Raw genomic sequence first — 26941 nt, forward strand, 5'->3', positions numbered from 1 at the left:
GCCCTGAAGTCTGGGACTGTGACACCGAGTGGTGGATTCACCGCCCACCCGGAAGGGTCCGAGGTCGAGTCCACGGACAAGCCCCACCCTCAAAGCGCCGAAGGCGCTTAGGGTGGGGTAGTTGACCGCTCGCACTAGGTGTCGGTTTTGCCCTTGGTGCTGTTATTGACCTCTTCTGATAGTGATTATTGTAGATTAGTTCCGGATAGCGCCGACCCGGGGGCGGGGCGTCCTCTATGCCTCTCCCAGCTATAGGGATCTGCCCTGATACAGCTCGGCTACTCCGGCGGCGAGCCGACGAGCGGACGCTCGGGGGCGGCCAGGGTGTTCTGGACCAGTGTTCGCGTTCCGCGACGGAGCCGCTCCGAGGCGGCCTGGCTGGAGATACCCAGCTCTGCGGCGAGGTCCGAGAGGGACGATTCCCGTGGCACAGTGAAATACCCGCGGTTGAGCGCGAGCAACAGCACTTCCTTTTGCGGGTCTGTCACGCCGAACTGCGGGGACGCCTCCGTGTCATCGGTAATTGTCTGAATGTCGATATTGATATCGCTTGAAACGAGCGAATCACGGAACGACAGCACCGAACTCTTCTCGGGGAACCGGGCCCGAAACACCCAGTCGTCCCCGGTCTGTGCGGCACCGAGGAGGAACCCGTCTGCCTTCAACAATGACTGTCCAATCGAACCGACTACCATGTCAGTTGTATGTAGTGTATACCAGTGACCATCTCCTTCGGACGCCACGTGAGCGTAGTCTGTAATACTCTCGTCTTGGGCCAGGTTCGCTTCAATGGCGGGTCGTTCGACAGGGCCGATCCAGGCGACGGCACGGCAGTCGTCGCCCTCGCAGTGCAGCCGCTGTATTCGTATCGCTGTTTTACTCAGCGTCTCAGCTGTTCGTTGCAAGAGAGGGGCATCGATGTGAAATTCTACTATCATGTCTCACTGTCACGTAGCAACAATGATAAACCCCGGTCAGACAGTTGTCGTACCTGAAAACGGTGCTTGTATAATTTCCGGGTACTGAAGGTTGACGGCGGTATGGGCCGGGGTATAGTTGCTTCAAGCACCAATCGGTAGCACTCGGGAAATACACTTAAATTCCCAGCATGGTCTACCATGTCTCAGCTACCAGCACCCTTTTGAGCGGGTGCGAGTATTGTATAGCAGCCTGCACGATGGGGATGGCCCCGAACTCGGTTGACGGCATCATACGGAGCGTTGCGGCCTGAATCCACATGATTGACTCTCCCCGCGGCCAATCAGAAACCGTCGGCATCGTGCTGCTGACGGCAGTCATCGTCGTAGTGGTCTCGGTACTCGGAGCCGGTATTCTCTCGTCCGGGCCACAACCCGCTGAGAGACCGCTTGTGGACCTCGATATAGACATCTCGTCGAACAATGTCACAATCACCCATAGCGGGGGTGACACCGTCGACGGTGCGTCACTCGACGTTGGTATCCGAAACGAAACGGCGAGCCAGCGCTACACGTCCGCCGTCACCGGACAGTTCCGGCCGACTGACACGCGGACGCTGTCACACTCTCTGACCGGTACTGTCACCGTGCTCGTGATTGATACCGGGAGCAACAGCGTCCTCGGGCGTGACAGCCAAGCGCCGGATACCGAGACAGCGACGGCCGCGGGGATGCCGGCTATCGAATCGGAGAGGCGATTATAGCGTTCGACGCTGTGACGATTTCGGACGGTTTGACGGCTGAAAGCCCGATGTATGCCTCCCTGCACTCCGAGAACCCAGTCCAGATAGCCAGTGCGTCTTCGTTCAGTAATGGGTGCGAACTGGCTTCCGTCTCCCCCACCGTGGTAGCGCTACTGCAGGTTTTCGCCCTGATACGACCCCTCATAGGTCCCCTCGTGAGCCGCGTCGGCGAGGACGAGCTGTGCGACCCGCGCGCCCGCTTCGAGTTCTATCGGATGATGGACTTCCAGAAGCCCTTCACCTCGCCCCTCATAGCCGGCATCCCAGACGGCCGTATCGAGCATACAGGAGTTGCGAAGCAACGACGACCGCGGGAGGAGAAAGCCAACGTGTCCCTCTGGGATGACGACGCGGTCAGCGTACTCGACGATGTAGCCGCCGCGGTCGAGGTGGTACATGCCGTCGTTGGGTTCGATCTCCTGTCGGTCGCCGACGGTCTTGCCATCGCGCTCGATGCGCCCCGGTTCGACCTGCTCGTAGACGGCCCCGAGCGTGAGGTCGACGCCGTTCGGTTGCACCTGTGATTCCGCCAGGTCGCCGAGGGCATCGGCGACGAACTGCCCGCTTTTGAACATACGGAGTTCTGTGCGAGTGTCGTGGAAAGACCTGCCGGTCTCGCCGATCCCCGGTCGGTTGACTCACATCTGAGTGGCGGACGGGACGGGGTTTTTATAAATGCAAAATAGGGAGGAATACGCGGGATTTATACCGGCGCGCCATCCATTGACGCACGTTATGGGACAGACGCTTACGGAAAAGATTCTCGACGACCATCTCGTCGAAGGGGAGCTGACACCCGGAGAGGAGATCGGGATCGAGATCGATCAGGTGCTGACACAGGACACGACCGGGACGCTTGTTTGGCTGCAGTTCGAGGCCCTGGGCCTCGAAGAGGTTCAGACGGAGCTTGCCGCGCAGTACTGTGACCACCAGACCTACCAGTTCGACTTCAAGAACACGGACGACCACCGCTTCCTCCGCTCGGCCGCAGGCACGTTCGGGGCTCACTTCTCGCGCCCCGGCAACGGTATCTGTCACAACGTCCACAAGGAGAACTTCGCCGAACCCGGCAAGACGATGCTCGGGTCGGACTCTCACACGCCGACCCCCGGTGGCCTTGGCGAGCTCGCCATCGGCTCCGGTGGCCTCGATGTCGCCGTCGCGATGGGTGGCGGCGCGTACTACATCGAGATGCCGGAAGTCGTCAACGTCCGCCTCGAAGGCGAACTGCCCGAATGGGCCACCGCCAAGGACGTAATCTTGGAGCTGCTCCGCCGGCTGTCGGTCAAGGGCGGCGTCGGCAAGGTGCTTGAATACACCGGCCCCGGCGTCGAGACGCTGACCGTTCCCGAGCGGACCACCATCACGAACATGGGGACCGAACTCGGTGCCACGTCCTCGATCTTCCCGACGGACGACCAGACCAAGGACTACCTCGAACGCCTCGGCCGCGAGGAGGTTTTCGAGGAGATCGGCCCCGACGAGGACGCCGAGTACGCCGACGAGATCGTCGTCGACCTCTCGGACCTCGAACCGCTCATCGCCGAGCCGTCGATGCCTGACAACGTCGTGCCCGTCTCCGAGGTCGAGGGCGTCGATGTCGAGCAGGTCATGATCGGCTCCTGTACGAACGGCGCCTACGAGGACATCCTCCCGGCCGCGAAGATGCTGGAAGGGCGCAACATCGACAAGAAGACCGAGATGATCGTCGCCCCCGGTTCCAAGCAGGCCTCCGAAATGCTGGCCCGCGAGGGCTGGACCGCGGAGATGATGGCTGCTGGCGTCAACTTCTCCGAGGCGACGTGTGGTGCCTGTATCGGCATCGGCCACGTCCCGGCCTCCGACTCCGTCTCGCTGCGGACGTTCAACCGCAACTTCGAGGGTCGCTCCGGTATCGAGGACGACAACGTCTACCTCTGCTCGCCGGAAGTCGCCACCGCGGCGGCCATCAAGGGCGAAATCGTCGACCCGCGCAACCTCGCCGACGAACTCGGCGACCTCGAGGCCCCCGGCCTGGAGATGCCCGACCAGTACATCGGCAACTCCGAATCGGACCTCATCGCGCCGGAAAACGCCGTCGACGACGAACTCATCAAAGGCCCGAACATCGGCGACGTGCCGCTGAAGGACCCGCTGGAGACCGAAGTCGGTGGCGAAGCCCTCCTCAAGATGGAGGACAACATCACGACGGACCACATCATCCCGGCCACACAGGACATCCTGATGTACCGGTCGAACGTCCCGAAGCTCTCCGAGTTCACGCTCTCGCGTGTCGACGACACGTTCGCGGAGCGCGCACTCGAAGCCGACGGCGGCGTCCTCGTCGCCGGCGAGAACTACGGCCAGGGCTCCTCGCGCGAACACGCGGCCCTGTGCCCGATGTATCTCGGTATCGAGACGGTCCTCGCACAGAGCTTCGCCCGCATCCACAAGGCGAACCTGTTCAACTTCGGGATCGTCCCGCTCACCATCGACGAGGAGACCTACGAGAAGATCGAGCAGGGCGACGACATCGAGGTCGTCGACGACGCAGCAGAGGCTGTCAAGTCCGGCCAGGAAGAGTTTACCATCCGCGTCAACGACGACTGGGAAGCGACCGGCTATCTCGACGCCTCCGACCGCGAGCGCGAGATTCTCGCCGCCGGTGGCAAGCTCTCGCACACGAAGATGCAGCACGACGACGGCGGCGCTGCACCTGCTGACGACTAAAGCGAGATTCCGTCAGGAATCTCGATATTGCGAGCGGGGAGGAACGACCCGCGACGGAGAGACTCCGAACGTAGTGAGGAGTCTCTTACAGGTCGACCGGCGCTTCGCGCCGTGAGACACGCGAGGTCGCCTTACGACCGCGATTTTTTTCGATGGTGACGCCGTGAGCCGCTACTGTTGTCTCAGAGAACCAGCACAGTCGGCGATAGCGGACGAAATGCCCGAACCAGCCAAAATATCTCACCCAGGGACAGATATTCCCGATTTAGCACTCGCTACACGGCGGATATGCTACCTACCAGTGGTAGCGAAACTTAGCAACGGTGGAAAGATTGGAAAGAGGGGTGGGGGTGGGGGTGGTGGCACCCAAAATGGGTGCGATTATAAGTAGGTCCGTTGGGCTAAAGAACCTTCCGACGTTCTGTTCGCACCTCGGTCGTATCGATGCATGAATTATCAGTTCCTATCGACAAACAGTCAGAACTGGGTGCCGGTTCGGTCGGCGATAACGCATATGTAGGTCCGCACCGAATACCGCATGTGACAACGGTCGCCCCCGACGGATCTGAGCCGCCGGACACCCCGCGGGTTCGGCGCGCCGTCCGCGCGGATCTCATCGAGATCCACCGCATCGAGCAGGCGTCGTTTCCGCAGCCGTGGCCGTTTTCGGCACTGGAGAGCTATCTCGGCGAACCGGGGTTTCTCGTCGCCGAGACCGGCAACGACGACGATGACCCGCCCGCTGTCGCAGGCTACGTCGTCGCGGATACAGTGCCGAACCACGGCACACCGCTTGGCCACATCAAGGACCTCGCGGTTCGGGCGTCGTACCGACGGCAGGGGGTGGCGAGCGCGCTGTTGACGCATGCGATGGAGGTCATCGACGAGACGGGCGCCGGTTCGGTCAAGCTGGAGGTCCGGGCCGACAACGACGGGGCGCGACAGCTCTACCGGCGCTTCGGGTTCGAGCACCGCAAGACGATTCCGAACTACTACAGCAACGGCGAGGACGCCCTTGTGATGGTCCGCCTGCTGTAGGTGGTCGCTGCGCTTCGCCGAGACCCCGACTGCATATACGGCTCCGTATCCACGGTTTGCACACCGATGGGATACGCCTGTCCAGTGTGCGAGGACCCGCAAGCTGACGACGTGCATCTGGCGAACCACCTCGCGTTCACGGCGATGACCGGCGGCGACGACCACGAGGCCTGGCTCGACGAGCACGTCCCCGACTGGGGACAACTCGGAGAAGACGAACTGTCCACGGAAGTCGTCGAATACGCCGAGGAGACGGAGTTCCCGCAGGTGTTTGAGGACACCGTCGACCGCAGCGGGGACGGACATAGCCACGAACACGACCACGCAGGCCACGGGCACGGCCAAAGCGACCTCCCGCAGGGCGCGGACCGTCATCGCGGGTCGAACGCCCTCAGTGACCACGACAGCGAGGTGCTGGCCGAGGCACGGGACCTGACGCGAGAGATGTTGCGTGAGGGCGACGACAGTGACACGGAAGACGGCGGTTCGGACGCTGCTGCCGAGGACGCGACCGACGACGGAGACGAAACCGAATAGTCCGACCGGCGATAAGTGCGGGTATGGACACCGAGGGGCAGTTCGCGCCGGCATCGGCAGCCGAAGCCAGCGAGCGCTACGAGGCGCTCGGACCGACGGCACAGGTCGTCGTCAAGGAAGTCGCGAAGGCGATGGGACTCGACGCCGAGGCCTACGAGGAACGGGTCACCAGTGAGGTGGTCGAAACCGCCCGCGACGTGCTGTTCGCGGAATCGCTCGTGGTCCAAGTCGGTTCGATGGCGGAGTTCGAGGAGTGGCGCGCCGATACCGACTGCGAGGTGACGCTGGTCGGCGCGGAGAACGTCGACAACGTGGTCTGGCACGCTGTGCCCTTCGCCGAGCAGGCCGTCGCGGCGACGTTCCAGGACAAACGCCGGGCCGCCATCGGTACTCTCCGCCGGCAGGCATTCGGTCGTATCTACCGCGAGGTCGTCTGATGCGGCCGGTCACACGGAACACCTTGCTCGGCATCATCGCCGTCGTCGTGCTGTTGCTGGCCCTGGGTGCGCTGCCAGGGCTTCTCAAGAGCGGCGACCCCTACTACGTCGTCGCCACGCCGACCGACGGCGAGTACAGCGTCGAGAACGGCACGGCGATCAACTGGAGTACCCAGTCAGAGCGGCGCTTCCCGTACACGAGCGCGGCGCTTGCCGACGCATCCCCGTCGGCGGCCGGACAGTCCGACCCGTACTGGCGCGGGCCGGTCGGGTTCAAGGGCGCGTTCACCCACTCGCCGTTCGACGAGCGAGATGCCTTACGACAGCAGTACGACGGCGCTGTGACCGATGATGGCGTCGTCGTCAGGTACAACGGCACGTTTTACCACGTCGCGGTCAGACAGGAGGTATGACCCGCGAACCGGCCCACGAGTGGCCCGTCGTCGAGAGTGAGCGCGAGTACGAGACCGGCTGGTACACCGGCGGCTACGACCGGGTTCGCCAGCCTGACGGCTCGGAGAAGGACTACTACTGGGCGGAACTGCCTGATGCGGCCGTCGTGGTTGCCACGACCGGCGACGAACTCGTTATGGTCGACCAGTACCGCCCGACCATCCGCGAGCAATGTCTCGAACTCCCCGCCGGCATCGTCGAGGACGGCGAGTCCTACACGACTGCTGGCGCACGCGAACTCCGCGAAGAGACCGGCTTTGAGGCCGCCGGCGTCTCGCTTATCGAGGAGTTCTCGTGTTCGACCGGTGTGCTCCGACACCGGCGCGGTATCGTCTTCGCCGAGGGCCTAGAACCCGTCGACCGGGAACTCGACGACAACGAGTTCCTCTCGGTGACGACGGTCCCCATCGACGAGGCGCTGCAGGTCGCCCGGCGCGAACCGGCCAACGACGCCACTATCGAGGGCATCCTGCTGGCACAGACCGACGGCTTGCTGTAGCCGGTGAAGGTTTAGGTATCGCCCGCTAGCGGCTGGATATGGACGGCGAAATCGACGCCGACGAGCTGCGGTCACAACTCGAAGAGGGGGACGTGCGGGTGGTCGACATCCGCTCTCCGGGTGCGTTTGAGCGGGGCCATATCCCCGGGAGCGAGAACGTCCCGTTCCCCTCACTCGTCGACGAAGTCGAACGGTTCGAAGGGGACGAGCAGGTCGTGACGGTCTGTCCGCACGGGAAATCAAGCGTCCAGGCCGCCCGGCTCATCGCCTCGTACAAGGGCTTCGACGGCGATGTCGTGAGCCTCGCACCGGGACTCGACGGCTGGGAGGGGCCGCTGGAACGCGGTGATGCGAGTGAGGCGACGCCGGCAGACGCTGCGACCGCTGACGGCGATTCCGACGACGGTTCTGCGGCACCGTTTTAGCTGTCGCTCGGGCGTTGAAATGGTGGCTCAGGAAAAGTCCATCGTCACAAGGGGCTCAGCGGGGGTAACATCTCGTCATCGCCACCAAGAGTCGATTACGCGTCCCCGCTGAAAAGTTCGTCTATTATTTAGTCAGCCACACCGGCGTGGGAGTGGGGTTACCCTTCACCTCGGCTCGAAGACGTGGACCGGCCAGTCCGTTTCGTAGTCGAGTGCGGCCTCCCGCTCTGCGGCCGTCGGCTCACGCACTGTGAGTTCGACCGAGTCACCGATGGCGACGTCGGCGTAGTCGGCGGCCACGCGTCCAAGGAGGCGGCCCCCGTCCGCGAGTTCCACGACGGCGACCGTGTAGGGTGCGTCCGCCGCGAACGCTGGCGGCGGCGTGTGGACCTCTGTGTATGAGAAGACCTGACCTTCGGGTGATTGCGGTTCGATGTCGACGGCGCGACTACCGCAGGCGTAGCAGGCCGGGCGCGGCGGCAACAGGACCTGTCCACAGTCCGCACAGACGCCGCCTAGGAGTTCGCCGTCGGCGAGGCTGTCGAAGAACCCTGGCAGTGTCCGCGGGTCGGTCGCATCGAGGTCTCCGTCAGTCATCGTGCCTCCGCCGTCGTGAGCACGTGGCCGACAGTGACGGCGTCCGCGACGCCCCCTTCGTTGAGTAACAAGGCTGTCTTGGTCCCTTCGACCGCGCGGTCACCTGCGGCACCCGTGAGTTGTTCGTAGGCTTCGAGCGCCTGCAAGAGGCCGGTCGCACCGATGGGGTGGCCCCGGGCCTTCAGTCCGCCGCTCGGACTCAACTGCACGTCCGTCCAGCCGTCCGCTCGCTCCGCCGGTGCCTGGTAGCTCTGATAGCCCGTTCCCTTGGGAGCGAAGCCGGCTGCTTCCGCGAGCAACGCCTCGCAGACGGTGAAGGCGTCGTGGACTTCCGCAATATCGATGTCCTCGGCGTTGATGCCCGCTTCCTCGTAGGCCGTCTCAGCGGCGATGCGACCGCCCGCGATGTCCGTCATGTTCCGTTCGGCGACCGCGATGTTGTTCGCGGAGGCCCCGCTGCCCGCAACATGCACCTGCGGCCGGTCGAGGTCGGCTGCCAGTTCGGCGGTCGTCACGAGGACAGCCGCAGCGCCGTCCCCGACCGGCGCACAGTCGAAGAGCTTCAGCGGCGGGGCGATGAGGTCTGATTCCATGACCTTCGCCACGTCAATCTCCTTCGGAAACTGGGCCCGAGGGTTGCGAGCGGCGTTGGCGTGGTTCTTCACCGCAATCTCGGCGAGGTCGCGTTCCGTGGCGTCCGTCTCGTGGAGGTACCGCTGGGCGAGCAGTGCGTACTGGCTGGGTGCGGTGACGCCGGAGCGTTGCTCGATGGGGCGGTCGAACGCCGCCGACAGCGCGTCCGTCGCGCCGCTGGTGCCCGCGGATGTCATCTTCTCGACGCCGCAGGCGAGCACGGCCTCGTGTTCTCCGTTGCGAACGTCCTTGACCGCGTGGCGCAACGCGAGCGCGCCTGCGGCGGCACACCCCTCGACCCGCTCGGCGGGGACGTGACGGAGGCCGGCCCACTCGGCCAACAGCGTCCCGTACATGATCTGGTGTTCGTAGCTTTCCGACTGGTTGCCGACGTATACTGCTTCAACGAGGGTGGCTGGGTCGGGCAGTTCGTCGAACGCCTCTGCGAGGGCGACCGAAAACAGGTCGCGGCCCGGGAGGTCTGTGCGGCCGAGCGGCGAAGCCCCCACCGACGCAATGACTGGTTCTGGCATGTGTACCTACCCTGTCTTGACGGTACTTGTTAGGTATTAGCATCCTACAGCTAACTGAGCCCGCGAGACAGAGGACCACTTGCATATCATCACTGGTGTTGCACTCCCCCGGTCTGTGATGGAGTTCAATGCTCGTGCCAGCAGACCCGATTACGGCGTTTTCAACGACTACTACTACCGAATCTGAGCTGACAGCTGTCTGAATAACTATAGTGTTACCCTCGGCTATATAGCGAACATATAAAATAACTATACGAGGATCCGCGATTTCCAGACCGAACCTCCCGTGTCTGACACCGAGACAAGCCAGCCGCGAATCGAGCAGGCACTCGACATCGTCCAGCGAGAAATCGACTGTATCGAGGCTGAACTGACGGCTCTCAGTCGGTTTCGGACCAAGATCGTCTCTATCGAACCGACGGCACGCGCCGCGGGGACCGTCGATACGTCGGCCGGTGGCATGTCGGCACTGAGTTCCCGCCAGCCGAAACCCGATGCCAGCCTGCGTGCCGTCAGAGAAGCGTATCGGGAGACGGTCATGGCGGTGCCACACTTCGAAGCCGAGTACGATGACTCGCTGGAAGCGAACATGTCGACGGAGTTCGGACCGGAACTGGGGACACAGATCGCCACGGGCACACGCCTGACGCCGCAGTTGTACGAGGCACTGCTGAGTGCAAGTGAGGGTGCCCGCGACGAACGCGAGACGCTGCTCCCGGAACTCGAACGGGAGCGCGAGTCGCTCCAGTCGGTGCGGAACAAACTCGAAGATTGCGAACACCGGGCGGCCGCCCTCGGTTCGAACGCACGCCGGACGACTGACCCCGCTCGGCTTGACACCATCGATGACCAGCTCGCCGACATCGAAGCTGCGTGCGAGACGGCGGCAGCGACCCGCCAACGGCAGCTCCACAGCCGGTCGGCCGCTGCTCTCTCGGGCATCGACGGGACCAGTCTCGTCCGCTATCTCTATGACGAGTGTTCGGTGACGTGTCCGGCACTTGCTGATATCGTCGCCTGCCTCGACATGATCAGGCGACACCGTCGCCACTGTCTGGTGTCGACGAGCTGAGGGAAAGAGTGGTCGACTGTCGTTTCTTCGTTGGCTGCTCTCAGGACTGTGGCCGCGGTGCGGCTTTCTGGAGCGCGCTTTCGGCGATGTTCCCGCCGTAGTCTGCGGTCCGGGACAGCGAGTCGACAACGAGCCCGAGTACCTGTGCGCTCTGTGGATCGAACTCCCGGATCTTCCCGTCGACTTCGCGGGCGGTCTCGTCCACATCGGGAATCTGGCTCCGGGCCTCGTTTGCCAGGTCGACGGCCTCATCGGAGTTTTCGGTCAACAGGGCGTCCATTGCGGTTTCGGGAACGGCGATAGCCTCGGCTTCCAACTGGTCGAGCAGGTCAGCGGTTTCACCGGTGATCTCCCCGATCTCCTGGGAGAGGCTGGCGATCTTCGTGGCGTGGTCGGCGATACGCTCTAGCTGGCGGGCGCTGGACTGGAAATCGAACACCGTCTCGCGTGGGAACCCGATCTCATCGGCCGCCGTCGGATTCCGGAGGACGGTCCGGAACACACGCGAGACCATGTACCAGAGCCGGTCCACGTCATCGTCGCGTTGCATTACGTCCGCCGCGAGGTCGTCGTTGTCCTCGATGAGCGCCTCGACGGCGTCGGAGAGCATCGTCAATGAGACCAATCGCATGCGCGTAATGGCGTTGTGGACCGATAGCTCCGAGGAGTCGAGCAGGTCCTGCAGGACGACCCGGTCGGTCGTCTCCTCGATCATCTCCAGGCCGACAAGCCCCTGCGTGGCGTCGCGGATGATCCGTCGCTGTTCGGCGGTTATCCGAGAGGCTTCGAGCTGGATGATGTCGAAGCCACTGACGTACATCGTCATCACTGCCCGCGTGAGTTCGTGCCTGTTTTCCAGCCCCTCCACGTCGAGACTCCCCTCCACACGACCGTTGTCGCGCTGTGGAGCGAGCAACAGCAGGTCCCGTTCGGCGTGGAACTCGACGACGCTGCCCGCGCTCACGTCGTTTTCTGTCGCCCACTCTTTGGGTAGTGAGACGGTGTATGTCGACCCGCCCGTCACCTGGACCTTGCGTGTCTCCATGTGACCGGCACTCGTTCACGGGATGATATAAATCCATTCATATCTATATACTGTATTGGAGTTCTAATATTTGGGGACATATTCGCCGTCTGAGCGACATTTATTCGATGATATTCACCGGTGTAGCCGGTTCTGACCGACTAAAACGGCGATATCTGAGTGCCCGTTCATACAATCGGAATTCAGGTACAAGAAGGCTCAAATACGGTGAATGAGGTAGTATATTTGCACCTATTTGTGGGTGTTTACCACACTATATCTATATAGTAATATGGCGAACGATATAGGAATCTTAGCAGGTTACTTATTAGCCGTCCTGCTGGACTCTGGTGATGGCGCACGATCCAGACGGGCTGTCAGACTTCGTATCGCGGCGGAAATTCATCGCAACGACAGGTGCAACCAGTATCGCTGCGATCGCTGGCTGTTCCAGTGGGAGCAGCGACACCGACTCGGACGGTGGCTCCGGCGGCAGCACGGACACTGCGGCGTCGACGGAAACGGAAGCGACCGAAATGGAGGAGACCGAAACGGAAGCGACCGAGAGTGGCGGCTCCAGTGACACCAGCGCGCTCGAATCCGGCGGTTCCTCGACGGTGTACCCCATCGCCAACACCGCGGCCTCTTACTGGAACGCCAACCGGCCGGCTAGCGACTCCGAGTACTGGCCCCACGGCGAGTACGACATCGACACCGATCAGAATCTCGCCGACTACTGGGCGGGCCTGTACGGGTTCGAGGCCGGCGGCGAGGAGGGCCCGCCGTTCCAGTTCACCGTCGGTCTTTCCCACTCCGGGACCGGCGTCGAGAAGGTCATGAACGGCCAGAACGACATCGGCAACTCCTCCGGGAATGTCGAGGACGAACTCCCGGACCGTGACTCCTATGAGAGCTTCGTCGACCACGTCGTCGGCGTCGACGGCCAGCCGCTCGTCGTCTCGCAGGAAATCGCCGACGCCGGCGTCGAGCAGATTACCGGCGACCAGCTCAAGGGCCTCTACAAGGGCGACATCACCAACTGGAGCGAACTCGGCGGTCCGGACCGCGAGATTCAGGTGCTGGGCCGGGTCAAGGGCTCCGGGACGCGCACCTCCTTCGTCTCCAACGTCTTCGGCAACCCCGAGGAAGACACCAGCGTCGCCAACCGCTACGGGCAGAACCAGCGCCTCGCACAGGCCATCGCTCAGGCCGACAACGCCATCAGCTACCTCGCGCTGGCGTTCATCGACACCGACGGGCTGGCCCCCATCGCTCTGGAATGGGAGGGGACGACCTATGCCTACCAGGACGACGAGAACGGCCTGGACTCCAAGGCGTACCCGCTGTCGCGGGACCTCCACATGTACACGTGGGAAGGCACCTCGAACAAGGAAGCCGCGGTCATCAACATGATCCTGTCAGACTTCGGCCAGGACACGTTCGTCGCGCCGAACAACTACTTCAAGCTTAGCGCCCGCCGGCAAGAGGAACAGCGCGCCAAGCTCCCCGACCAAGTGTAATCGCCCGCGACCGGAACGGTTGGACAGTTGTCGACCGTGTCGGTCGATTTTCCATACTATGACAGAGGACATACCTACGACGGAGGGAGAGGCGGTTTCAAGCGGGGAGAGAGTCGACGGGTCGACGCTCGCCGTCGGCACGATAGCGACGACGCTGGTGGCGACGGTTCTCGTCTTCCTGTTTCGGCCGGCCCTGGCGCTGCCCATGCTGCTCGCGTTCGTGTTTGTCACGGTGGTCGGCTGGGTGACTTATCAGGCCGAAGTCGCACGCCTGCTCACGCTGGTCGCGACGGTGCTGACAGTGCTGACGGTCGCGTTCATCACGTTCTTCCTGTTCATGAGCGCACTGCCGGCGTTTCTCGAACACGGGCTCGGCCTCCTCCTGATTCCGGAACAGGGTGGGGAGCCCCGCTGGTTCTTCTGGCTCGAAACCGTCCTGCCGTCGAATTCGACGTACTGGAACCCACTCAGTGGGGCCTACTCGCTGATTCCGATGATCTGGGCGACGGTGATCGTTACCCTCATCGCGGGCGCAGTGGCTGGGCCACTCGGTCTGTTCGGCGCGCTGTTCATCGCCGAGGTCGCCAGCGACCGCCTGCGGGAACTCATCAAGCCCGGTGTCGAGATCCTGGCCGGTATCCCCTCTATCGTCTACGGGTTCATCGGCTTCCAGGTGCTGAACGGCTTCATCCAGACGAACTTCCTCGATGACGGAGCGAGCTTTCTCATCGCCGGCGTCGTCGTGGGCGTGATGGCACTGCCGACGGTCGTCTCCGTCGGCGAGGACGCCCTCTCAAGCGTCCCCCAGTCGATGGGTGACGGCTCCGTCGCCATGGGCGCGACCGAGTGGCAGACGATGAAGAGTATCTCCATCCCGGCGGCGTTCTCGGGCATCTCCGCGGCCGTTATCCTCGGCCTCGGACGGGCCATCGGCGAAACGATGGCCGTCGCCGCCATCATGGCCTCGGGGACGCAGTTCGCCGACCCGCTGTTCGACATCTTCGATGCCAACGCGACGCTGACCAGTCTGATTGCGACCCAGTACGGGAGCGCATCCGAGAGCACCGTCGACGTGCTGTTCGTCGCCGGCGTCATGCTGTTCGTCATCGTCGCCGGGATGAGCATCGTCTCGCAGTACATCGAACGACGCATGCAGCGGAAACTGAAGGGGCAACAATGAGTGACGCCTACGCGACCACGGACCGACTCGTCAGTGCGGATTCGAACATCTACGACCGGGCCCTCGATACGGCGATTGCGCTGAGCGTCATCGGCTTCACGCTCGGGCTCGCCACGCTCGTAAATCTGGTCCCGCCCGGTGCCAGCGGCAGTGCCCTCACCACTGCCTTCGGGACGCTGCTGGCTATTGTCACTGGGGCGGTCGGCATCACCGGCCTCGCATCTTACACCAACGTCGTTCCGGTCACCTCACAGCGGGTGCGTGGCATCGGTCTCGGCCTCGTCGTTTCGACAGTCGCGCTGACCGTCCTCGCGGCGGCCCTTCCGGTGACGATGGCGACGCTGCTGGGAACCGTCTTGCTGGTCGAGGCGCTGGCGGTCACCGTCGCTGGCGTCACCTCCCGGCTCGAAATCGTTGACACGGAACCGAACATGAGCGCCGGCCTGCTCTCCGGCGTGGCCTTTGGCACTATCGGCCTCGCCATGGGAGCGGCTGTCGGGGGTGCCCTCGCCGGCTTTGGCTCGCTCCTGTGGCTCGTCGGCGCTATCGTCGCCGGTATCGGGCTGTTTCTGCTGGCGATTCTCCCCCGCGAAGACCTCGGCTCGACGCTCCCGACGGCTCTCGTCGTCGGCGCGCTCGGGCTGACAATCGTGACCGGGACCATCGGCGTCGGCTGGCAGTGGAGCCCGCAGACGCTCTCCGGTGGCTTCACCGGCGGCGCAGTCATCCCGGTGTTCCTTCTGGTCGGGACGCTCCTGTCGGCCTGGTCGGCCGCGAAGTGCCGGGCCGGGTTCGGTGCCCGGGGACGCGAATACGGGGCCTTCCTCGTCATCAACCTCAACGCCTTCCTGATGGTCACTGTGATGGCGACAATCGTCGTGTTCGTGACGGTCAAAGGCGTTGGCTACGCGATCCACGGGTTCTCAATCGGCGCATTGACCGCGCTGGTCCTGCTGACGCCTGCACTCCTCGCCGCGATCCAGTTCGCCCGGTCGCCCGCGGGCACGAACGACTGGCACACCGGCGCACGACAGCTGTTCCGCGTGCTCCCGCTGGCGGTTGTCGGCGCGCTCGCCGCGGTGTTTGTGAGCGTGCCCATCACCGGGTCCCCGCTGCGCTACCCGTTCACCTACACGGTACTCGTCAACCGACAGGAGCAGTCAATCGACACGGCGATCGCGGTGACGCCGGACATGACGATCGGGACGCTCCTGTTGATCGCGCCGGCACTGTTGCTCGCGGTCACCTTCTTCCGTTCGTTCGGCTCGCTCCGAAAGGTCGGGACGCAGTCCGAGCGGACCGGGTCGATCAGACAGGCCGTTCCGACCGCGGTGCTCGCGCTCGTCGTTCTCATCGGCCTCTTCCTGCTTCTCGGTCCCGCTCCGTTCGGTCTCCCCCTCGGCGGCACGCTCGGCCTCGCCGCCGTCGTCGCCGGTGCAGTCGCGGCGGGCGGGCTCGCCGTCTATCCGCTCGTCGGCGTACTCACAAGCGACGGGCCGACATTGGCCGACAGCGCACAGCGCGAGGCCCCGCTGTTCACGCTGGGGGTGTTCGGCGGACTCGGGCTGTTGCTGACCGCGCTGTTGCTCCAGCCCGTCGCCGGCGTCAATCCGCAGGTCGGCCCGGTGAACCTCGTGCCGGCGGTGGCGTTAGCGGCCGCCGTTGCCTCACTGGCGCTGGCGACGCTCACGACCGTCGCAAAGCGCTCCAGCGAGGAGACCATCACCCGCCGGCTGCTGACCGAGGAGACGCGACTCGGCCTCGTTGGCGCGGCCGGCTTCACCGCGCTGGTAGGCCTGCACGTCGCCGTTACCGGCGTCTCCTTTACCGTTCTCGGCGTCTCGGTCTCCAACGAGGGGAGCCTCTCGTGGCCGATGGTGATGCAGGCCTACATCCCGCTGGGGGCCGAACCCGGTGGGATCATGCCTGCCATCATCGGCACGGTGTGGCTGGTCATCGGCGCGACGCTGTTTGCCGTCCCGCTGGGGGTCGGTGCGGCGGTGTTCCTCACCGAGTACGCCGAGCAGGGTCGGTTCACCGCGGTCGTCGAGATCGCGACGAATGCGCTCTGGAGTACGCCGAGTATCGTCTTCGGCCTGTTCGGGGCGGCCTTCCTGATCCCGCGGCTGGGCGGCGACGAGTCCCTGCTGGCCGGGATGCTTGTGCTCGGGTTCATGCTCCTGCCGCTGGTGCTCATCACCTCGCGGGAGTCAATCAAGGCTGTTCCCGACGAGTATCGGGACGCCAGCGCGGCCCTGGGCGTGACCCAGTGGGAGACCATCAAGAGCGTCGTCCTGCCCGCGGCGATGCCGGGGGTCATCACCGGCGTCATCCTCGGTGTCGGCCGCATCGCCGGCGAGACTGCCCCGCTCATTCTCGTGCTCGGGTCGACGCTGAACGCGACGGCCGCCGTCAACGTTATCGACGGGTTCCGCTTCGTCTCGGGGCCACCCTTTATCGCTAACGACGCCTTGCTGACGGCCTCGGCGTCACTGCCGACGCAGGTGTGGGCCGTCATCGCGGCCGGGGTGTCGGGGTCGCCACAGATGGGGTGGGCGACGGCGTTCATCCTGCTGATGGTCGTTCTGACGTTCTATGCGGTCGGTATCACGGCGCGGACGTACTTCCGGAGGAAACTCAACTATGAGTGATAGCATCAACACGGAGACGAGCACGGAGACGCAAACGAGCGGCGGTCAGACGGTCGAAACCGCATCGCCGAGCACCGAGACGACAGCCGGCGAGAGCGACGAGCAGATCCGCGAGGCGTGGCGCCAGTACGACTTCGATGGCGACGCGAAGCTCTCGGTCGAGAATCTGGATGTCTGGTACGGCGACGACCACGCGCTGAAAGACGTTTCAATGGAGATCCCCGAAAACAGCGTCACGGCGCTCATCGGTCCGTCGGGCTGTGGCAAGTCGACGTATCTCCGGTGTCTGAACCGCATGAACGACCGCATCAAGGCCGCTCGTATCGACGGCTCGGTCGAACTCGAAGGCACCGAGATCTACGACCCCAACGCCAACCTCGTCGAACTGCGCAAGCGCATCGGGATGGTGTTCCAGTCGCCGAATCCGTTCCCAAAATCCATCCGCGAGAACATCTCGTATGGCCCCCGCAAGCACGGCGACATCAACAAGGGCCTGCTCGCGCGCCTGTTCGGCCGCGACGATACGGAGAAAGAAGGCGACCTCGTCGAACGCTCGCTGAAACAGGCCGCGCTGTGGGACGAGGTCAGCGACCGTCTCGGCGACAACGCGCTGGGACTCTCGGGCGGCCAGCAACAGCGGCTCTGCATCGCCCGCTGTCTGGCCGTCGATCCCGAGGTCATCCTGATGGACGAGCCGGCATCGGCGCTTGACCCCATCGCAACCTCGAAGATCGAAGACCTCGTCGAGGAGCTGTCGGAGAACTACACCGTCGTCATCGTCACCCACAACATGCAGCAGGCGGCCCGCATCTCGGACCAGACCGCCGTCTTCCTCACCGGCGGCGAACTCGTCGAATACGACGACACGGACAAGATATTCGAGAACCCCGAGAGTCAACGCGTCGAGGACTACATCACCGGCAAGTTCGGGTGACCCATGTCGCGCGAGTCGTACCAGCAGCAACTGGACGAACTCCGGGCGAACGTGGTCGACATGGGTGAGCTTGTCGTCGAGCGCCTCGAAGCAGCGCTTACAGCCCTCCAAACGGTCGATCTGGAGACGGCACAGTCGATCATCGACGGCGACGACGAGATAAACGAGCTGTATCTGGGTCTGGAAGCGGACTGTATCGACCTCTTTGCCCTCCAGCAGCCGGTCGCCACCGACCTCCGTTTTATCGCTGCCTCGTTCAAGATCATCACCGACCTCGAACGCGTCGGCGACCTCGCGACGAACCTCGCGGCCTACGCGCAGTCGGCCGACCAGCGGCTCGGCCTCGATATCGATGTCGATACCATCGGCCGGGAAGCCACCGAGATGGTCGAGCGCAGCATCGACGCCTACGAACGGGAAGATATCGAGGCATGCCGCGCCATCGCGGCCGACGACGACGAACTCGATGCGCTCTGTCAGCGGGCCAGCGAGACCGTCGCCCGTGACCTCATCGAACGGGAGGCCGACAGCGACGACGGTTGGGGGGTCGAACAGCTTCTCGACGACGTGTCCCGGCTCCTGTTGACGGTTCGGGACCTCGAACGCGTCGGCGACCACGCCGTCAACATCGCGGCACGCACCCTGTATATGGTCGAAACTGATTCCGAACTCATCTACTAAGCATGGAAACCCGAAAGATACAGACCGTCGGCGGCGGGACCTACACCGTTTCGCTACCGAAAGAGTGGGCCGAGTCGGAAGGCTGTACGGCCGGGACGACGGTCAACCTCCATACGCACATCGACGGCCTGCTAGTGATTCAGACGCCCGAGTCCCAGACGGGAGCGCGGAACCGCGTCGCGCTCGAAGCCGGGACCGACGACCCGGCCGAGATAGAGCAGTTGCTCCGGGCGGCCTACGCCGCCGGCGTCGAGTCCGTCGTCCTCGAAGTCCCCGACGGCTACACCGACGACCAACTCCGGGCTATCGAACGCGTCACGCGGAACCTGACCGGCGTGACCGTCGCCGAGGAGACCGAGACGGCGGTGACGGTCCAGACGCTGCTCGACGCCGGCGAGGTGTCCGTCAGACAGTCGGTCCGCCAGCTCCAGTTCGTCGCGCTATCGATGCACCGGGACGCGATGGCCGCGCTCACGGCCGGGACAACCAGCGACCGATGGGGCGACCGCGACGAGCAGGCCGACCGGCTGTATGCCATGATTGATCGCTACTTCGAGCGCGGCCTGGCACGACTCGACGAGATCGACGCGCTCGGGCTGACGCGCCCCGAACTGTTCAGCCTCTGGGTGACCGCGAACGAACTCGAACGCGTAGCTGACCACGCTGAACGCATCGGCACCGTGGCTGACCAACTCGACGGTCAGCCCGCCGGTCCCATCGCCACCGGTCTCAATGACATCGCCGATGAGGTCCGCGCCGTCGTCGAGGACGCCGTCCGCGTCATCATCGGCGACGCCTGCGTTGCCACCGCCCGGCAGACCCTCGCCAAGCGCCGGGCCGTGCGCCAGCGAATAACTGACCTCGACCGACAGCTGTTCGAATCCGGTGACGCCGATTACCGGCTCACACGTGCCCTCGATAGCCTTTCTAGAACGGCGGAACACGGCGGCAACATCGCCGAGTTCGGGCTTCGGATGGCCGTCCGCGACGGTGCGCTCGCCGACTCCAGTACCGGCACCGACGACGCGGACACGTCGGGGTCGGCGGCCGAGACGGAGTCGTGACTCCGTCCAGTCCCTTTTGATGGAGCTCTCGGCAGTATCCTTTTGCGATTGCGAACGGTAGTACTGGCATGGCCAAGCGTGATACGCGTCGGATCGCGCACGAGCGTCTGGACGAGCCACATATCTCCGGGCGGCGTATCAGTGTTCGGCAGATATACGCGCTCGTCGAAGAGCGCGGCGAAGACCCCGTGGCTGTGGCTGATCGCTACGACCTCGATGTCGCTTCTGTCTACCACGCACTTGCGTACTACCACGACCATCCCCGCGAAATGCGTGCCGTAGAACAGGAACGGGACACCACGATGGACACAATCCGTGACGAAATCGACCGTCCCGCGGGTGTCGAACCCGATTCCATCCGTGATGAGTGAATGGCGGTTCTTGCTTGACGAAAATATCGACCCGAAAACAGCCACCTACCTTCGGAAAGAAGACCTGGCTGCTGAACACGTCCGCGACGCGCTCTGGCAGGGAGCCGCGGACGAGGCCGATGTCCTCCCGTATGCCTTGGAACAGGACTGTATCGTCGTGACCAGCGATGTCACGGATTTCGGTCGCCTCCCTCCGGAGTCTCATGCGGGAATTGTCCTCCTGTACGACGACACGATGCCGGCGTATCAGGTCGCTTCAGGTCTTATCGCAATGGTCGATGCGTACCCTGGGCGTTCGGCGTTTCCCGGCCGCGAAGAACTCGATGCGTGGGTGTGAGCGCACTCGGCAGCTCCCACCCCGAAACTTCGCACCAACACACGGACGTGGCCTCGGATGCCAAGCACACAAGACCCATCGGTTCCCAGACTCGCTATGGTCGACTGGGACGTGTATCTCGTTACGCAGGCGTCGCTCTCGGCGGGTCGGACAACCGAGGAAATCGTCGCGGACGCAATCGACGGCGGCGTCGGCGTCGTCCAACTCCGCGAGAAGGACCGGACAGCGCGCGAACGCTACGAACTCGGCCAGCGAGTACGGGAACTGACCCGCAAAGCCGGCGTCACGTTCGTCGTCAACGACCGCGTTGACCTCGCACAGGCACTCGACGCCGACGGGGTCCACCTCGGCGACGACGACCTGCCCGTCTCTGTCGCACGGGACCTGCTGGGCGAGGACGCGATTATCGGTCGCTCTGTCTCGACTGTCGAAGACGCCGAAGCGGCCGAGGCCGCTGGCGCGGATTACCTCGGCGTCGGCGCGGTGTTTGCCACTGGCTCGAAAGACGACATCGATGACGACGAATACGCTGTCGGCACTGACCGCGTCGCCGCAATCGCCGAGGCTGTCGATATCCCCTTCGTCGGTATCGGCGGTATCACGGCCGAAAACGCCACAGAAGTCGTCGAAGCGGGGGCCGACGGTGTCGCCGTTATCACCGCCATCACGCAGGCCGACGATCCGGACATAGCGACGGCAGATCTGGCGACCGCTGTCAAGCGTGGTCGTCAACGGAAGTAGCCATCCGGCTACCCTGACCGGTGCTCCTGGAATTTCTCGCGCAACTGCCGCTCGTCGACGTGGTATTTGAACGCCGGTGAGTCGTCGACGAAGACGTAGGGGACGCGCTCGCCGTACTCCTCCCGAAGGTCGGGGTCTTCGTCAACGTCGACGAGGTCCAGTGCGACGGCGACTCCCTCGTCGTCGGCGACCCGCTCGATGGTCTCGATGGCCTGTTCACAGAGATGGCAGTCCTCGCGCGTGTATACGGTGACCGACACGTCGCTCATCGCCGCGGTGTAAGTGCCCGGCGACTAAAGACCCTGCCGTCGTCGATGGGTTTCAATGTCTCGGGCCCGTACCAGCGGTGATGACAGGCTGGACTGCCGAGGACATGCCCTCGTTGACGGATCGAACCGTGGTCGTAACTGGCGCGAACAGCGGACTGGGGCTGGAGGGCTCGAAAGCGTTCGCACGCAAGGGCGCAACGGTGGTAATGGCCTGCCGCAGCGTCGAGCGCGGTGAATCGGCGGCCGCGGAGATCCGCGAAGCCGTTCCCGACGCGACGCTGGACGTTCGCGAGTGTGACCTGGCCGATCTGGCGAACGTCGAGGCTTTCGCCGACGGTCTCCACGAGGACTACGACGCCGTCGATGTCCTCTGTAACAACGCCGGTGTGATGGCGATTCCCCGGAGCGAGACGGCAGACGGCTTCGAGACCCAGGTCGGCGTCAACCATCTGGGACACTTCGCCCTGACCGGGCACCTGCTCGACCTGCTCCGGGCCGCCGACGGCGAATCCCGAATTGTCACGCAGTCAAGCGGCGCTCACGAGATGGGCGAGATAGATTTCGACGACCTCCAGCGCGAGCGCTCCTACGGCAAGTGGGAGGCCTACGGTCAGAGCAAGCTCGCAAACCTCCTCTTTGCCTACGAACTCCAGCGCCGACTGGGCAACCACGGCTGGGAGGACGTACTCAGCGTCGCCTGCCACCCCGGCTACGCCGACACGGACCTACAGTTCCGTGGCCCTCGGGAGATGGGGTCGACGCTGCGGACCGCGTTCATGGGCATCGCCAACGCCGTGCTCGCCCAGTCTGCCGAACAGGGCGCGCTGCCGATGCTGTACGCCGCCACCGCGGACGATGTTATCGGCGGCGAGTACGTCGGCCCCGGCGGCCTGTTCGACATGCGTGGTCCGCCCGAGTTCCAGCAGTCGAACGCGGCCTCCCGCGACGAGGAAACCGCCGAACGGCTCTGGGGGGTCTCGACTGACCTCACCGGCGTCGAGTACGACTTCGAGAGCGCCTGAACCCCTTCGGTACTGTCGCGACCCGAACGAAGTCGGCAATCCCCACTTTTTCACGCCCTGAACCTGAACCCCACCGGTACATGCAACCAGTCGAGATCACGCTCAGACTGCTTGCTGGCCTCGCCCTGATCCTCGCGAACGGCTTCTTCGTCGCTATCGAGTTCGCGCTGACGAGAGCCAGACAGTACACCGAATCGGAGTTCGACGAGCCCGGCCTCCGTCGGGCCTGGGAGATGACCGACGACCTGGAGATCTACCTGACGAGCTGTCAGGTCGGCATTACTGCCTCCAGTATCGCCGTCGGTATCGTCGCCGAGCCGGCACTGGCGGCCATCTTCGAGCCGTACTTCCAGTCCTCCGCGCTGGCCGGCGTCGGGGCCGGCGCGGCCATCGCCTTCCTCATCATCAACCTCGTCCACCTGACGCACGGCGAGCAGACGCCCACGTATCTCGGCGTTGAGCGCGCGAAGTTCGTCTGCCGGTACGGCGCGACGCCGCTGTACTACTTCGCTTTGCTCATCTCACCGATCATCAAGGTCGGTGACGGCGTCGCCAAGTGGACGCTCGGCCTGTTCGGCGTCGAGATGTCCGGTGCGTGGCTCGAAACCGAGGTCGACACCTTCGAGTCTCGCGCGGAACTGCGCAACGAACTCGGCTCCGTCCTCGACCGCGGCGACGTGTCCGAGGACCGCCGCGAGGAGATACTCGCGGCGTTCCAGGTCGGCGATCGTGAGGTCGGCGAGGTGATGAACCCACGGGAAGACATTGTCGCGCTGTCGACGGCTGCCGACGACGCGACCAATGCCGAGCGCATCGCCGAGACGCCCCACACCCGCTACCCGCTTGTCGGCGAGACGCTCGAAGAGTTCCTCGGTATCGTCTACATCCCCGCGCTCGTCGACGAGCGCGAGGAACAGGCCGGCGACGGCGGTCTGCTGGACGGCATCGACCTCGAAGCCGTCGCGTCGCCGCCGATGACGATGTCCCCCAATACGACCGTCAGCGACGCTATCGACCAGTTCCAGGCCGAACGGCAGGAACTCGCGTTCGTCCTTGATGACGGCGAGGTCGTCGGGCTGGTGACCGTCACGGACCTGCTCGAAGAGGTCGTCGGCGACATTCAGGACCCGATGGACGCCGAGGCCGGCGTCGACTGACGCTGAAAGTAGTTGCCTTGCCGCATCGGCTGTCGTGTTTGTCCTGTAGGCGGGGAACTACTACGAACTGTCCGGACCGATGGAACCGTTCGTCCGGAGTGGTGGAACCGACCCCTGAGGCGGCTAGCGCGGTGGCGTGTAGAAGTTGACTGTTTCCAGGGGTTCGTCACCGTCGTTCTCGATGCCGTGGCGCTCGCCGGGCTCGATGCGGACGAGGTCGCCGGCCTCGACCCTCTGAGTCTCGCTGTCGACGGTGACCACGCCGGTGCCGCTGACCACGAACAGCCACTGGTCGCTCTCGGCGTGGTAGTTCTCCGGTCCGCCGACGGACCGGCCCGGCGCGACGGTCATCTCGGCGGCCTGTGCCTCGTCGGTCTCCATGACGACCTCGAAGTAGCGGTCGAAATCGAGGTGTGCCCGTTCCATACGTTCCGGTCCGTCTGTACCGTAGAGTCGCTTTCGGGAAGAAGTGAGCTTCGGGACTCAGTCTCCGCTGGTGAGCCGTCCGACTCGGCCGGTGAGTCTGGCCGCGATGCCCTCGAAGTGGGCGGTACTCCAGCCTGCGACGACGAGCGCGCCGACCGTGTTAAACACGAGGTCGTTCACGATGTCGCTCGTTCCGTACTGGGCGAGGACCGCCTCACCCCCGATTACCGACGCGAGGCCGCCGCTTGCGAACTCCAGAATCTCCCAGCCGACACCCACCGCGAGGACGAACAGGACGACGAAGGTCGCGCGAAACTCGCGGTTGAAATCGACCGCCCGGGAGTGGCGTTCGACCGCCCGTGCGACCGCGTATCCCATGCCGGCTATCAGCGACGCCGAGACGGCGTGGGTTAGGCTGTCATACCAGCCAAACGCCTCGTATAGTTCGAGCGCGCCGGCCGCGTGCAGCGTCGACGCAACCGTGATCCACAGCACGAGGCCGGTGTCCATCGCGTAGCCGTACTCCCGGCGGAACAGCGCCGGCAGGAACGTTATCGCCAGCGGGCCGCCGCTGTTGACGAACAGCGTCGCGTTGCCCCGAACGAGTGCGAATAGGGCTATTGCACCCAGGACAGCCTGTAGCGCCCGGACCGCGAGGCGGTGGTGCTGGCCGTCTCCGGGAAGGGACGCCCCTGATTGGTCAATTGCCGCTTGATTCCCTTCCGAGACGCGAAGCCGGGCGATACGGTCCGATCGCTCGAAGTACAGTTCGAACACGACGCCGGCGACGATACCGGCGGCTGCCGCCGTGACGAGGTCCCACATCAGTTCTGTCTGGCCGTCGAGAAATGCGGTTCCCAGTAGCGTATCCGTCGCGTAGATACCGACTGCCCAGACGCCGGCGACGGCCATCGTCACGATGACGACGAACACGGTCGCGAATCGCGGCGTCATCGTCAGGGAGGTACACGCGTCGAGGACGACAGCCAGCAACAGGGCGACCCCGGCGATCACGAGAAACGGCGTGACTTGCGGGAACCCGCCGAACACCCGCACGAGCACCGGCACCGCGACCAGACCGAGCAACTCCGCGGGGACCGTCGTTTCGAGGTCTCGTGTGGCGAGCGGAACCGTGATCGCGATAGCGACGAGGAGCGCCGTGAGCACTGCCCAATCAAACTCGCCGCCGGCCGTGAACCGACCGATGCCACCCACGAGAATGCCAGTTACCACCCATGCACCGAGGGCGTCGAGCCGGTGGGGGCCGAGGAGAGACTGTAGTGAACCCATTACTGACTGTGGGTACGACGCGAGTCGTAATCAAAGCATGGCGGTTTCCTGACACCCGACCGGCCGCTTTCTGCCCGTGAGACCGCTGTCACGCGACTGACCGACGACTGTCTGACGAGGATATATCTCTCTGGCGGTCCCACTCCCCGTAATCAATGGACGAAGCGTTTCTGGACCTCGAAGCGATCGAAGTCGAACTGGACGAGGAGGTGCTCGATGCGATCGACGAGAAGGCGTTCGCCGACCACCGCGACAACCGGGACGCAGCGGTTCGTGACCTGCTCGACGAGTGGCTGAAACAGCGCGCCGCCGAGGACGGCGACGAGAGCGACTGAATTCCTCAGTTCCGCCCAGCCGTCCATTATACAGTAACTGTCGCGCCGACCTCGGGCGCTGTCGCGTCGTAGCCGTTCTCGCGGAGTGTGTCCGCAAACGCCCCACAGCGGTCGCCGTGGTTCACGACCACCGGCGTGTCGCGGTAGCTGTCGAGATACTCCAGCAGGCCGTCGCGGTCGGCGTGTGCGGAGAAGTCGTACTGCTCGATCCGTGCGCTGACGGGCATGATGCGGCCGTCTATCTCCGCGCTGCCCGTCTCTAGCAGGTCCCGTCCCGGCGTCCCCTGGACCTGATAGCCGGTCATCGTGATCTTGTTCATCGGATTGGCCCGGATCTCGGGGATGTACGTCATCGCCGGACCGCCCGAGAGCATCCCGCTGGTGGTGACGATTGCGGCCTTCTGGTCGGTGATACGCTTTCGCTGGCCGTCCTTGCCCGTGACGAACCGGGCGTGGGATTTCGCCCGCTGGAGCGCGTCCGCGTCGCGGACGAACTCGGGGTACTGCCCGAGCATCTCGGTCACCCGCTTTCCCATCCCGTCGACGTAACAGGGGATGTCGTGGGCTTCACAGATGAGCAACATCTCCTGAGTCCGGCCGATGGCGAACGCCGGGACGACGACTGTCCCGCCCTCCCAGAGTGTCGTTTCGACGCTCTCGACGAATCGCTCCTCGACCGTCGTCCGTGGCTCGTGCTCGACATCCGAATACGTGCTCTCACAGATAATCGCGTCCGCGCCGGGGCGGGCCGTGGTCCCCGAGACGAGTCGCTGGTCGTCGGTGTGGAAATCGCCCGTGTAGAGGAGTCGGGTGTCGCCATCGTCGACGAGGACGTGCGCGCTCCCCGGGATGTGGCCGGCGTTGTAGAACGTGACCTCGTAGCCGGCGGCCTCGAACGACTCCCGGTAGCCGTGGGTCTCCGACACCTGCGTGACCCGTCTGACGTTGGTCTCGGTAAACGGACAGTTGACCGTTCCGCCGTGGAGTTTGAGCGTGTCCCGCGCGAGCGTCATCGCCAGTTCGTACGTCGGCGGCGTCCAGTGAATCGGCGGCCGCGCGTCGCCCGACACCAGCGCCGGAATATTCCCAACGTGGTCCAGATGGCCGTGGGAAACGACGACGGCGTCCGGTGACGGCGTGCGAACCGGGAACTGCGGCGGAGAGTCGGTCAGCATCCCGAAATCCAGCAGGAGCGACTCGTCGATGAGGACGGCACTCCGGCCGATCTCACCCGCGCCGCCGAGAAACTGCACATCCATTATCGGGGCGGAGGCGACCCGTCCGTT

30 protein-coding genes and 1 pseudogene are annotated in these 26941 nt (G+C 64.2%); 22 read left to right on the plus strand and 9 right to left on the minus strand.

Annotation, left to right across the window (positions count from 1 at the left end):
• Positions 1-111, plus strand: a pseudogene (locus tag Harman_RS22075) (zinc ribbon domain-containing protein); the annotation flags it as partial.
• A 167-nt stretch (positions 112-278) separates the two neighbouring features.
• Here Harman_RS22075 and Harman_RS21750 read toward each other — a convergent pair.
• Positions 279-668, minus strand: a complete 390-nt coding sequence (locus tag Harman_RS21750; RefSeq protein ID WP_235007193.1) for a helix-turn-helix domain-containing protein — start codon at positions 666-668, stop codon at positions 279-281.
• Positions 669-1237: 569 nt separating this feature from the next.
• On the opposite strand from Harman_RS21750, the gene Harman_RS10600 reads away from it, so the two are divergent.
• The gene (locus Harman_RS10600) at positions 1238-1681 is read left to right on the plus strand and encodes a type IV pilin N-terminal domain-containing protein (protein ID WP_137683775.1); all 444 of its coding nucleotides are present in this window, start codon (positions 1238-1240) and stop codon (positions 1679-1681) included.
• A gap of 149 nt (positions 1682-1830) precedes the next feature.
• Here the strand turns inward: Harman_RS10600 and Harman_RS10605 are convergent, their stop codons facing one another.
• Complete coding sequence (locus Harman_RS10605; protein ID WP_137683776.1) at positions 1831-2295, minus strand: deoxyuridine 5'-triphosphate nucleotidohydrolase; 465 nt, start codon at positions 2293-2295, stop codon at positions 1831-1833.
• Between the two features lie 160 nt (positions 2296-2455).
• On the opposite strand from Harman_RS10605, the gene Harman_RS10610 reads away from it, so the two are divergent.
• The 7 genes from Harman_RS10610 (at position 2456) to Harman_RS10640 (ending at position 7818) form a co-directional block, all read left to right on the plus strand.
• On the plus strand, positions 2456-4429 hold the full coding sequence (locus Harman_RS10610) for an aconitate hydratase (RefSeq protein WP_137683777.1): 1974 nt from the start codon (positions 2456-2458) through the stop codon (positions 4427-4429).
• Between the two features lie 540 nt (positions 4430-4969).
• Entirely contained in the window at positions 4970-5467 is a 498-nt protein-coding gene (gene rimI, locus Harman_RS10615; protein WP_137683778.1) for a ribosomal protein S18-alanine N-acetyltransferase, read from the plus strand.
• A gap of 66 nt (positions 5468-5533) precedes the next feature.
• The gene (locus Harman_RS10620) at positions 5534-6004 is read left to right on the plus strand and encodes a DUF5810 domain-containing protein (protein ID WP_137683779.1); all 471 of its coding nucleotides are present in this window, start codon (positions 5534-5536) and stop codon (positions 6002-6004) included.
• A gap of 23 nt (positions 6005-6027) precedes the next feature.
• The gene (locus tag Harman_RS10625; protein ID WP_137683780.1) at positions 6028-6441 is read left to right on the plus strand and encodes a DUF5809 family protein; all 414 of its coding nucleotides are present in this window, start codon (positions 6028-6030) and stop codon (positions 6439-6441) included.
• Entirely contained in the window at positions 6441-6854 is a 414-nt protein-coding gene (locus Harman_RS10630; RefSeq protein ID WP_137683781.1) for a hypothetical protein, read from the plus strand. Before Harman_RS10625 ends, Harman_RS10630 begins: the two co-directional genes overlap by 1 nt.
• Positions 6851-7393 carry an NUDIX hydrolase gene (locus Harman_RS10635; RefSeq protein ID WP_137683782.1) on the plus strand — a complete coding sequence of 181 codons (543 nt, stop codon included), beginning with the start codon at positions 6851-6853 and terminating at the stop codon, positions 7391-7393. The genes Harman_RS10630 and Harman_RS10635 overlap by 4 nt, the downstream gene beginning before the upstream one ends.
• A gap of 38 nt (positions 7394-7431) precedes the next feature.
• The gene (locus tag Harman_RS10640; RefSeq protein ID WP_137683783.1) at positions 7432-7818 is read left to right on the plus strand and encodes a rhodanese-like domain-containing protein; all 387 of its coding nucleotides are present in this window, start codon (positions 7432-7434) and stop codon (positions 7816-7818) included.
• A gap of 165 nt (positions 7819-7983) precedes the next feature.
• On the opposite strand, the gene Harman_RS10645 is transcribed toward Harman_RS10640, so the two are convergent.
• Together Harman_RS10645 and Harman_RS10650 are read right to left on the minus strand one after the other, a co-directional pair.
• Entirely contained in the window at positions 7984-8415 is a 432-nt protein-coding gene (locus Harman_RS10645; protein ID WP_137683784.1) for a Zn-ribbon domain-containing OB-fold protein, read from the minus strand.
• A complete protein-coding gene (locus tag Harman_RS10650; protein ID WP_137683785.1) occupies positions 8412-9581 on the minus strand; it encodes a thiolase C-terminal domain-containing protein in 1170 nt (389 codons plus the stop codon). The genes Harman_RS10645 and Harman_RS10650 overlap by 4 nt, the downstream gene beginning before the upstream one ends.
• Before the next feature lie 286 nt (positions 9582-9867).
• Here Harman_RS10650 and Harman_RS10655 point away from each other — a divergent pair, with 286 nt between their 5' ends.
• Positions 9868-10653: a DUF7260 family protein gene (locus Harman_RS10655; RefSeq protein WP_137683786.1), complete on the plus strand. Its 786-nt coding sequence runs from the start codon at positions 9868-9870 to the stop codon at positions 10651-10653.
• A gap of 40 nt (positions 10654-10693) precedes the next feature.
• Here the strand turns inward: Harman_RS10655 and Harman_RS10660 are convergent, their stop codons facing one another.
• Entirely contained in the window at positions 10694-11698 is a 1005-nt protein-coding gene (locus Harman_RS10660; protein WP_137683787.1) for a phosphate uptake regulator PhoU, read from the minus strand.
• 332 nt (positions 11699-12030) lie between these two features.
• Between Harman_RS10660 and Harman_RS10665 the strand changes: the two genes are divergently transcribed.
• The 9 genes from Harman_RS10665 to thiE all read left to right on the plus strand — a co-directional run bounded on the left by Harman_RS10665 (position 12031) and on the right by thiE (position 21156).
• Positions 12031-13197: a PstS family phosphate ABC transporter substrate-binding protein gene (locus tag Harman_RS10665; RefSeq protein ID WP_137683788.1), complete on the plus strand. Its 1167-nt coding sequence runs from the start codon at positions 12031-12033 to the stop codon at positions 13195-13197.
• Positions 13198-13255: 58 nt separating this feature from the next.
• On the plus strand, positions 13256-14377 hold the full coding sequence (pstC, locus tag Harman_RS10670) for a phosphate ABC transporter permease subunit PstC (protein ID WP_137683789.1): 1122 nt from the start codon (positions 13256-13258) through the stop codon (positions 14375-14377).
• Positions 14374-17028: a phosphate ABC transporter permease PstA gene (gene pstA, locus Harman_RS22080; RefSeq protein WP_137683790.1), complete on the plus strand. Its 2655-nt coding sequence runs from the start codon at positions 14374-14376 to the stop codon at positions 17026-17028. Before pstC ends, pstA begins: the two co-directional genes overlap by 4 nt.
• The gene (gene pstB / locus Harman_RS10680) at positions 17021-17962 is read left to right on the plus strand and encodes a phosphate ABC transporter ATP-binding protein PstB (RefSeq protein WP_137683791.1); all 942 of its coding nucleotides are present in this window, start codon (positions 17021-17023) and stop codon (positions 17960-17962) included. Before pstA ends, pstB begins: the two co-directional genes overlap by 8 nt.
• 3 nt (positions 17963-17965) lie before the next feature.
• Positions 17966-18643, plus strand: a complete 678-nt coding sequence (phoU, locus tag Harman_RS10685) for a phosphate signaling complex protein PhoU (protein ID WP_137683792.1) — start codon at positions 17966-17968, stop codon at positions 18641-18643.
• A gap of 2 nt (positions 18644-18645) precedes the next feature.
• Complete coding sequence (locus Harman_RS10690; protein WP_137683793.1) at positions 18646-19707, plus strand: phosphate uptake regulator PhoU; 1062 nt, start codon at positions 18646-18648, stop codon at positions 19705-19707.
• Between the two features lie 68 nt (positions 19708-19775).
• Positions 19776-20078, plus strand: a complete 303-nt coding sequence (locus Harman_RS10695; RefSeq protein WP_137683794.1) for a DUF433 domain-containing protein — start codon at positions 19776-19778, stop codon at positions 20076-20078.
• The gene (locus Harman_RS10700; RefSeq protein ID WP_137683795.1) at positions 20071-20415 is read left to right on the plus strand and encodes a DUF5615 family PIN-like protein; all 345 of its coding nucleotides are present in this window, start codon (positions 20071-20073) and stop codon (positions 20413-20415) included. The genes Harman_RS10695 and Harman_RS10700 overlap by 8 nt, the downstream gene beginning before the upstream one ends.
• A 96-nt stretch (positions 20416-20511) precedes the next feature.
• Positions 20512-21156 (plus strand): thiamine phosphate synthase, encoded by a 645-nt coding sequence (gene thiE / locus Harman_RS10705; RefSeq protein ID WP_137684043.1) that lies wholly within the window; start codon positions 20512-20514, stop codon positions 21154-21156.
• An 8-nt stretch (positions 21157-21164) separates the two neighbouring features.
• Here the strand turns inward: thiE and Harman_RS10710 are convergent, their stop codons facing one another.
• Positions 21165-21425, minus strand: coding sequence for a glutaredoxin family protein (locus tag Harman_RS10710; protein WP_137683796.1), 261 nt, complete (start codon positions 21423-21425; stop codon positions 21165-21167).
• A gap of 80 nt (positions 21426-21505) precedes the next feature.
• Here Harman_RS10710 and Harman_RS10715 point away from each other — a divergent pair, with 80 nt between their 5' ends.
• Positions 21506-22447 carry an oxidoreductase gene (locus Harman_RS10715; RefSeq protein ID WP_137683797.1) on the plus strand — a complete coding sequence of 314 codons (942 nt, stop codon included), beginning with the start codon at positions 21506-21508 and terminating at the stop codon, positions 22445-22447.
• Between the two features lie 80 nt (positions 22448-22527).
• Complete coding sequence (locus Harman_RS10720) at positions 22528-23604, plus strand: CNNM domain-containing protein (RefSeq protein WP_137683798.1); 1077 nt, start codon at positions 22528-22530, stop codon at positions 23602-23604.
• A gap of 123 nt (positions 23605-23727) precedes the next feature.
• Here Harman_RS10720 and Harman_RS10725 read toward each other — a convergent pair whose 3' ends face one another.
• Positions 23728-24030, minus strand: a complete 303-nt coding sequence (locus Harman_RS10725; RefSeq protein ID WP_137683799.1) for a cupin domain-containing protein — start codon at positions 24028-24030, stop codon at positions 23728-23730.
• 57 nt (positions 24031-24087) lie between these two features.
• Positions 24088-25320 carry a DUF2238 domain-containing protein gene (locus tag Harman_RS10730; protein ID WP_137683800.1) on the minus strand — a complete coding sequence of 411 codons (1233 nt, stop codon included), beginning with the start codon at positions 25318-25320 and terminating at the stop codon, positions 24088-24090.
• 155 nt (positions 25321-25475) lie between these two features.
• On the opposite strand from Harman_RS10730, the gene Harman_RS10735 reads away from it, so the two are divergent.
• The gene (locus tag Harman_RS10735) at positions 25476-25655 is read left to right on the plus strand and encodes a ribbon-helix-helix protein, CopG family (protein WP_137683801.1); all 180 of its coding nucleotides are present in this window, start codon (positions 25476-25478) and stop codon (positions 25653-25655) included.
• A gap of 26 nt (positions 25656-25681) precedes the next feature.
• Here the strand turns inward: Harman_RS10735 and Harman_RS10740 are convergent, their stop codons facing one another.
• Entirely contained in the window at positions 25682-26914 is a 1233-nt protein-coding gene (locus tag Harman_RS10740; protein ID WP_137684044.1) for an MBL fold metallo-hydrolase, read from the minus strand.
• Positions 26915-26941 lie beyond the last annotated feature (27 nt).

The organism is Haloarcula mannanilytica (genome assembly GCF_005406125.1).
GTDB lineage: Archaea > Halobacteriota > Halobacteria > Halobacteriales > Haloarculaceae > Haloarcula > Haloarcula mannanilytica.

Excerpts from the sequence above, each read along its gene's own strand:
- Harman_RS10600 (WP_137683775.1), top strand. The coding sequence starts at position 1,238 with ATGATTGACTCTCCCCGCGGCCAATCAGAAACCGTCGGCATCGTGCTG.
- Harman_RS10605 (WP_137683776.1), bottom strand. The coding sequence starts at position 2,295 with ATGTTCAAAAGCGGGCAGTTCGTCGCCGATGCCCTCGGCGACCTGGCG.
- Harman_RS10610 (WP_137683777.1), top strand. The coding sequence starts at position 2,456 with ATGGGACAGACGCTTACGGAAAAGATTCTCGACGACCATCTCGTCGAA.
- Harman_RS10620 (WP_137683779.1), top strand. The coding sequence starts at position 5,534 with ATGGGATACGCCTGTCCAGTGTGCGAGGACCCGCAAGCTGACGACGTG.
- Harman_RS10625 (WP_137683780.1), top strand. The coding sequence starts at position 6,028 with ATGGACACCGAGGGGCAGTTCGCGCCGGCATCGGCAGCCGAAGCCAGC.
- Harman_RS10630 (WP_137683781.1), top strand. The coding sequence starts at position 6,441 with ATGCGGCCGGTCACACGGAACACCTTGCTCGGCATCATCGCCGTCGTC.
- Harman_RS10635 (WP_137683782.1), top strand. The coding sequence starts at position 6,851 with ATGACCCGCGAACCGGCCCACGAGTGGCCCGTCGTCGAGAGTGAGCGC.
- Harman_RS10640 (WP_137683783.1), top strand. The coding sequence starts at position 7,432 with ATGGACGGCGAAATCGACGCCGACGAGCTGCGGTCACAACTCGAAGAG.
- Harman_RS10645 (WP_137683784.1), bottom strand. The coding sequence starts at position 8,415 with ATGACTGACGGAGACCTCGATGCGACCGACCCGCGGACACTGCCAGGG.
- Harman_RS10650 (WP_137683785.1), bottom strand. The coding sequence starts at position 9,581 with ATGCCAGAACCAGTCATTGCGTCGGTGGGGGCTTCGCCGCTCGGCCGC.
- Harman_RS10660 (WP_137683787.1), bottom strand. The coding sequence starts at position 11,698 with ATGGAGACACGCAAGGTCCAGGTGACGGGCGGGTCGACATACACCGTC.
- Harman_RS10665 (WP_137683788.1), top strand. The coding sequence starts at position 12,031 with ATGGCGCACGATCCAGACGGGCTGTCAGACTTCGTATCGCGGCGGAAA.
- pstC (WP_137683789.1), top strand. The coding sequence starts at position 13,256 with ATGACAGAGGACATACCTACGACGGAGGGAGAGGCGGTTTCAAGCGGG.
- pstA (WP_137683790.1), top strand. The coding sequence starts at position 14,374 with ATGAGTGACGCCTACGCGACCACGGACCGACTCGTCAGTGCGGATTCG.
- pstB (WP_137683791.1), top strand. The coding sequence starts at position 17,021 with ATGAGTGATAGCATCAACACGGAGACGAGCACGGAGACGCAAACGAGC.
- phoU (WP_137683792.1), top strand. The coding sequence starts at position 17,966 with ATGTCGCGCGAGTCGTACCAGCAGCAACTGGACGAACTCCGGGCGAAC.
- Harman_RS10690 (WP_137683793.1), top strand. The coding sequence starts at position 18,646 with ATGGAAACCCGAAAGATACAGACCGTCGGCGGCGGGACCTACACCGTT.
- Harman_RS10695 (WP_137683794.1), top strand. The coding sequence starts at position 19,776 with ATGGCCAAGCGTGATACGCGTCGGATCGCGCACGAGCGTCTGGACGAG.
- Harman_RS10700 (WP_137683795.1), top strand. The coding sequence starts at position 20,071 with ATGAGTGAATGGCGGTTCTTGCTTGACGAAAATATCGACCCGAAAACA.
- thiE (WP_137684043.1), top strand. The coding sequence starts at position 20,512 with ATGGTCGACTGGGACGTGTATCTCGTTACGCAGGCGTCGCTCTCGGCG.
- Harman_RS10710 (WP_137683796.1), bottom strand. The coding sequence starts at position 21,425 with ATGAGCGACGTGTCGGTCACCGTATACACGCGCGAGGACTGCCATCTC.
- Harman_RS10715 (WP_137683797.1), top strand. The coding sequence starts at position 21,506 with ATGACAGGCTGGACTGCCGAGGACATGCCCTCGTTGACGGATCGAACC.
- Harman_RS10720 (WP_137683798.1), top strand. The coding sequence starts at position 22,528 with ATGCAACCAGTCGAGATCACGCTCAGACTGCTTGCTGGCCTCGCCCTG.
- Harman_RS10725 (WP_137683799.1), bottom strand. The coding sequence starts at position 24,030 with ATGGAACGGGCACACCTCGATTTCGACCGCTACTTCGAGGTCGTCATG.
- Harman_RS10730 (WP_137683800.1), bottom strand. The coding sequence starts at position 25,320 with ATGGGTTCACTACAGTCTCTCCTCGGCCCCCACCGGCTCGACGCCCTC.
- Harman_RS10735 (WP_137683801.1), top strand. The coding sequence starts at position 25,476 with ATGGACGAAGCGTTTCTGGACCTCGAAGCGATCGAAGTCGAACTGGAC.
- Harman_RS10740 (WP_137684044.1), bottom strand. The coding sequence starts at position 26,914 with ATGGATGTGCAGTTTCTCGGCGGCGCGGGTGAGATCGGCCGGAGTGCC.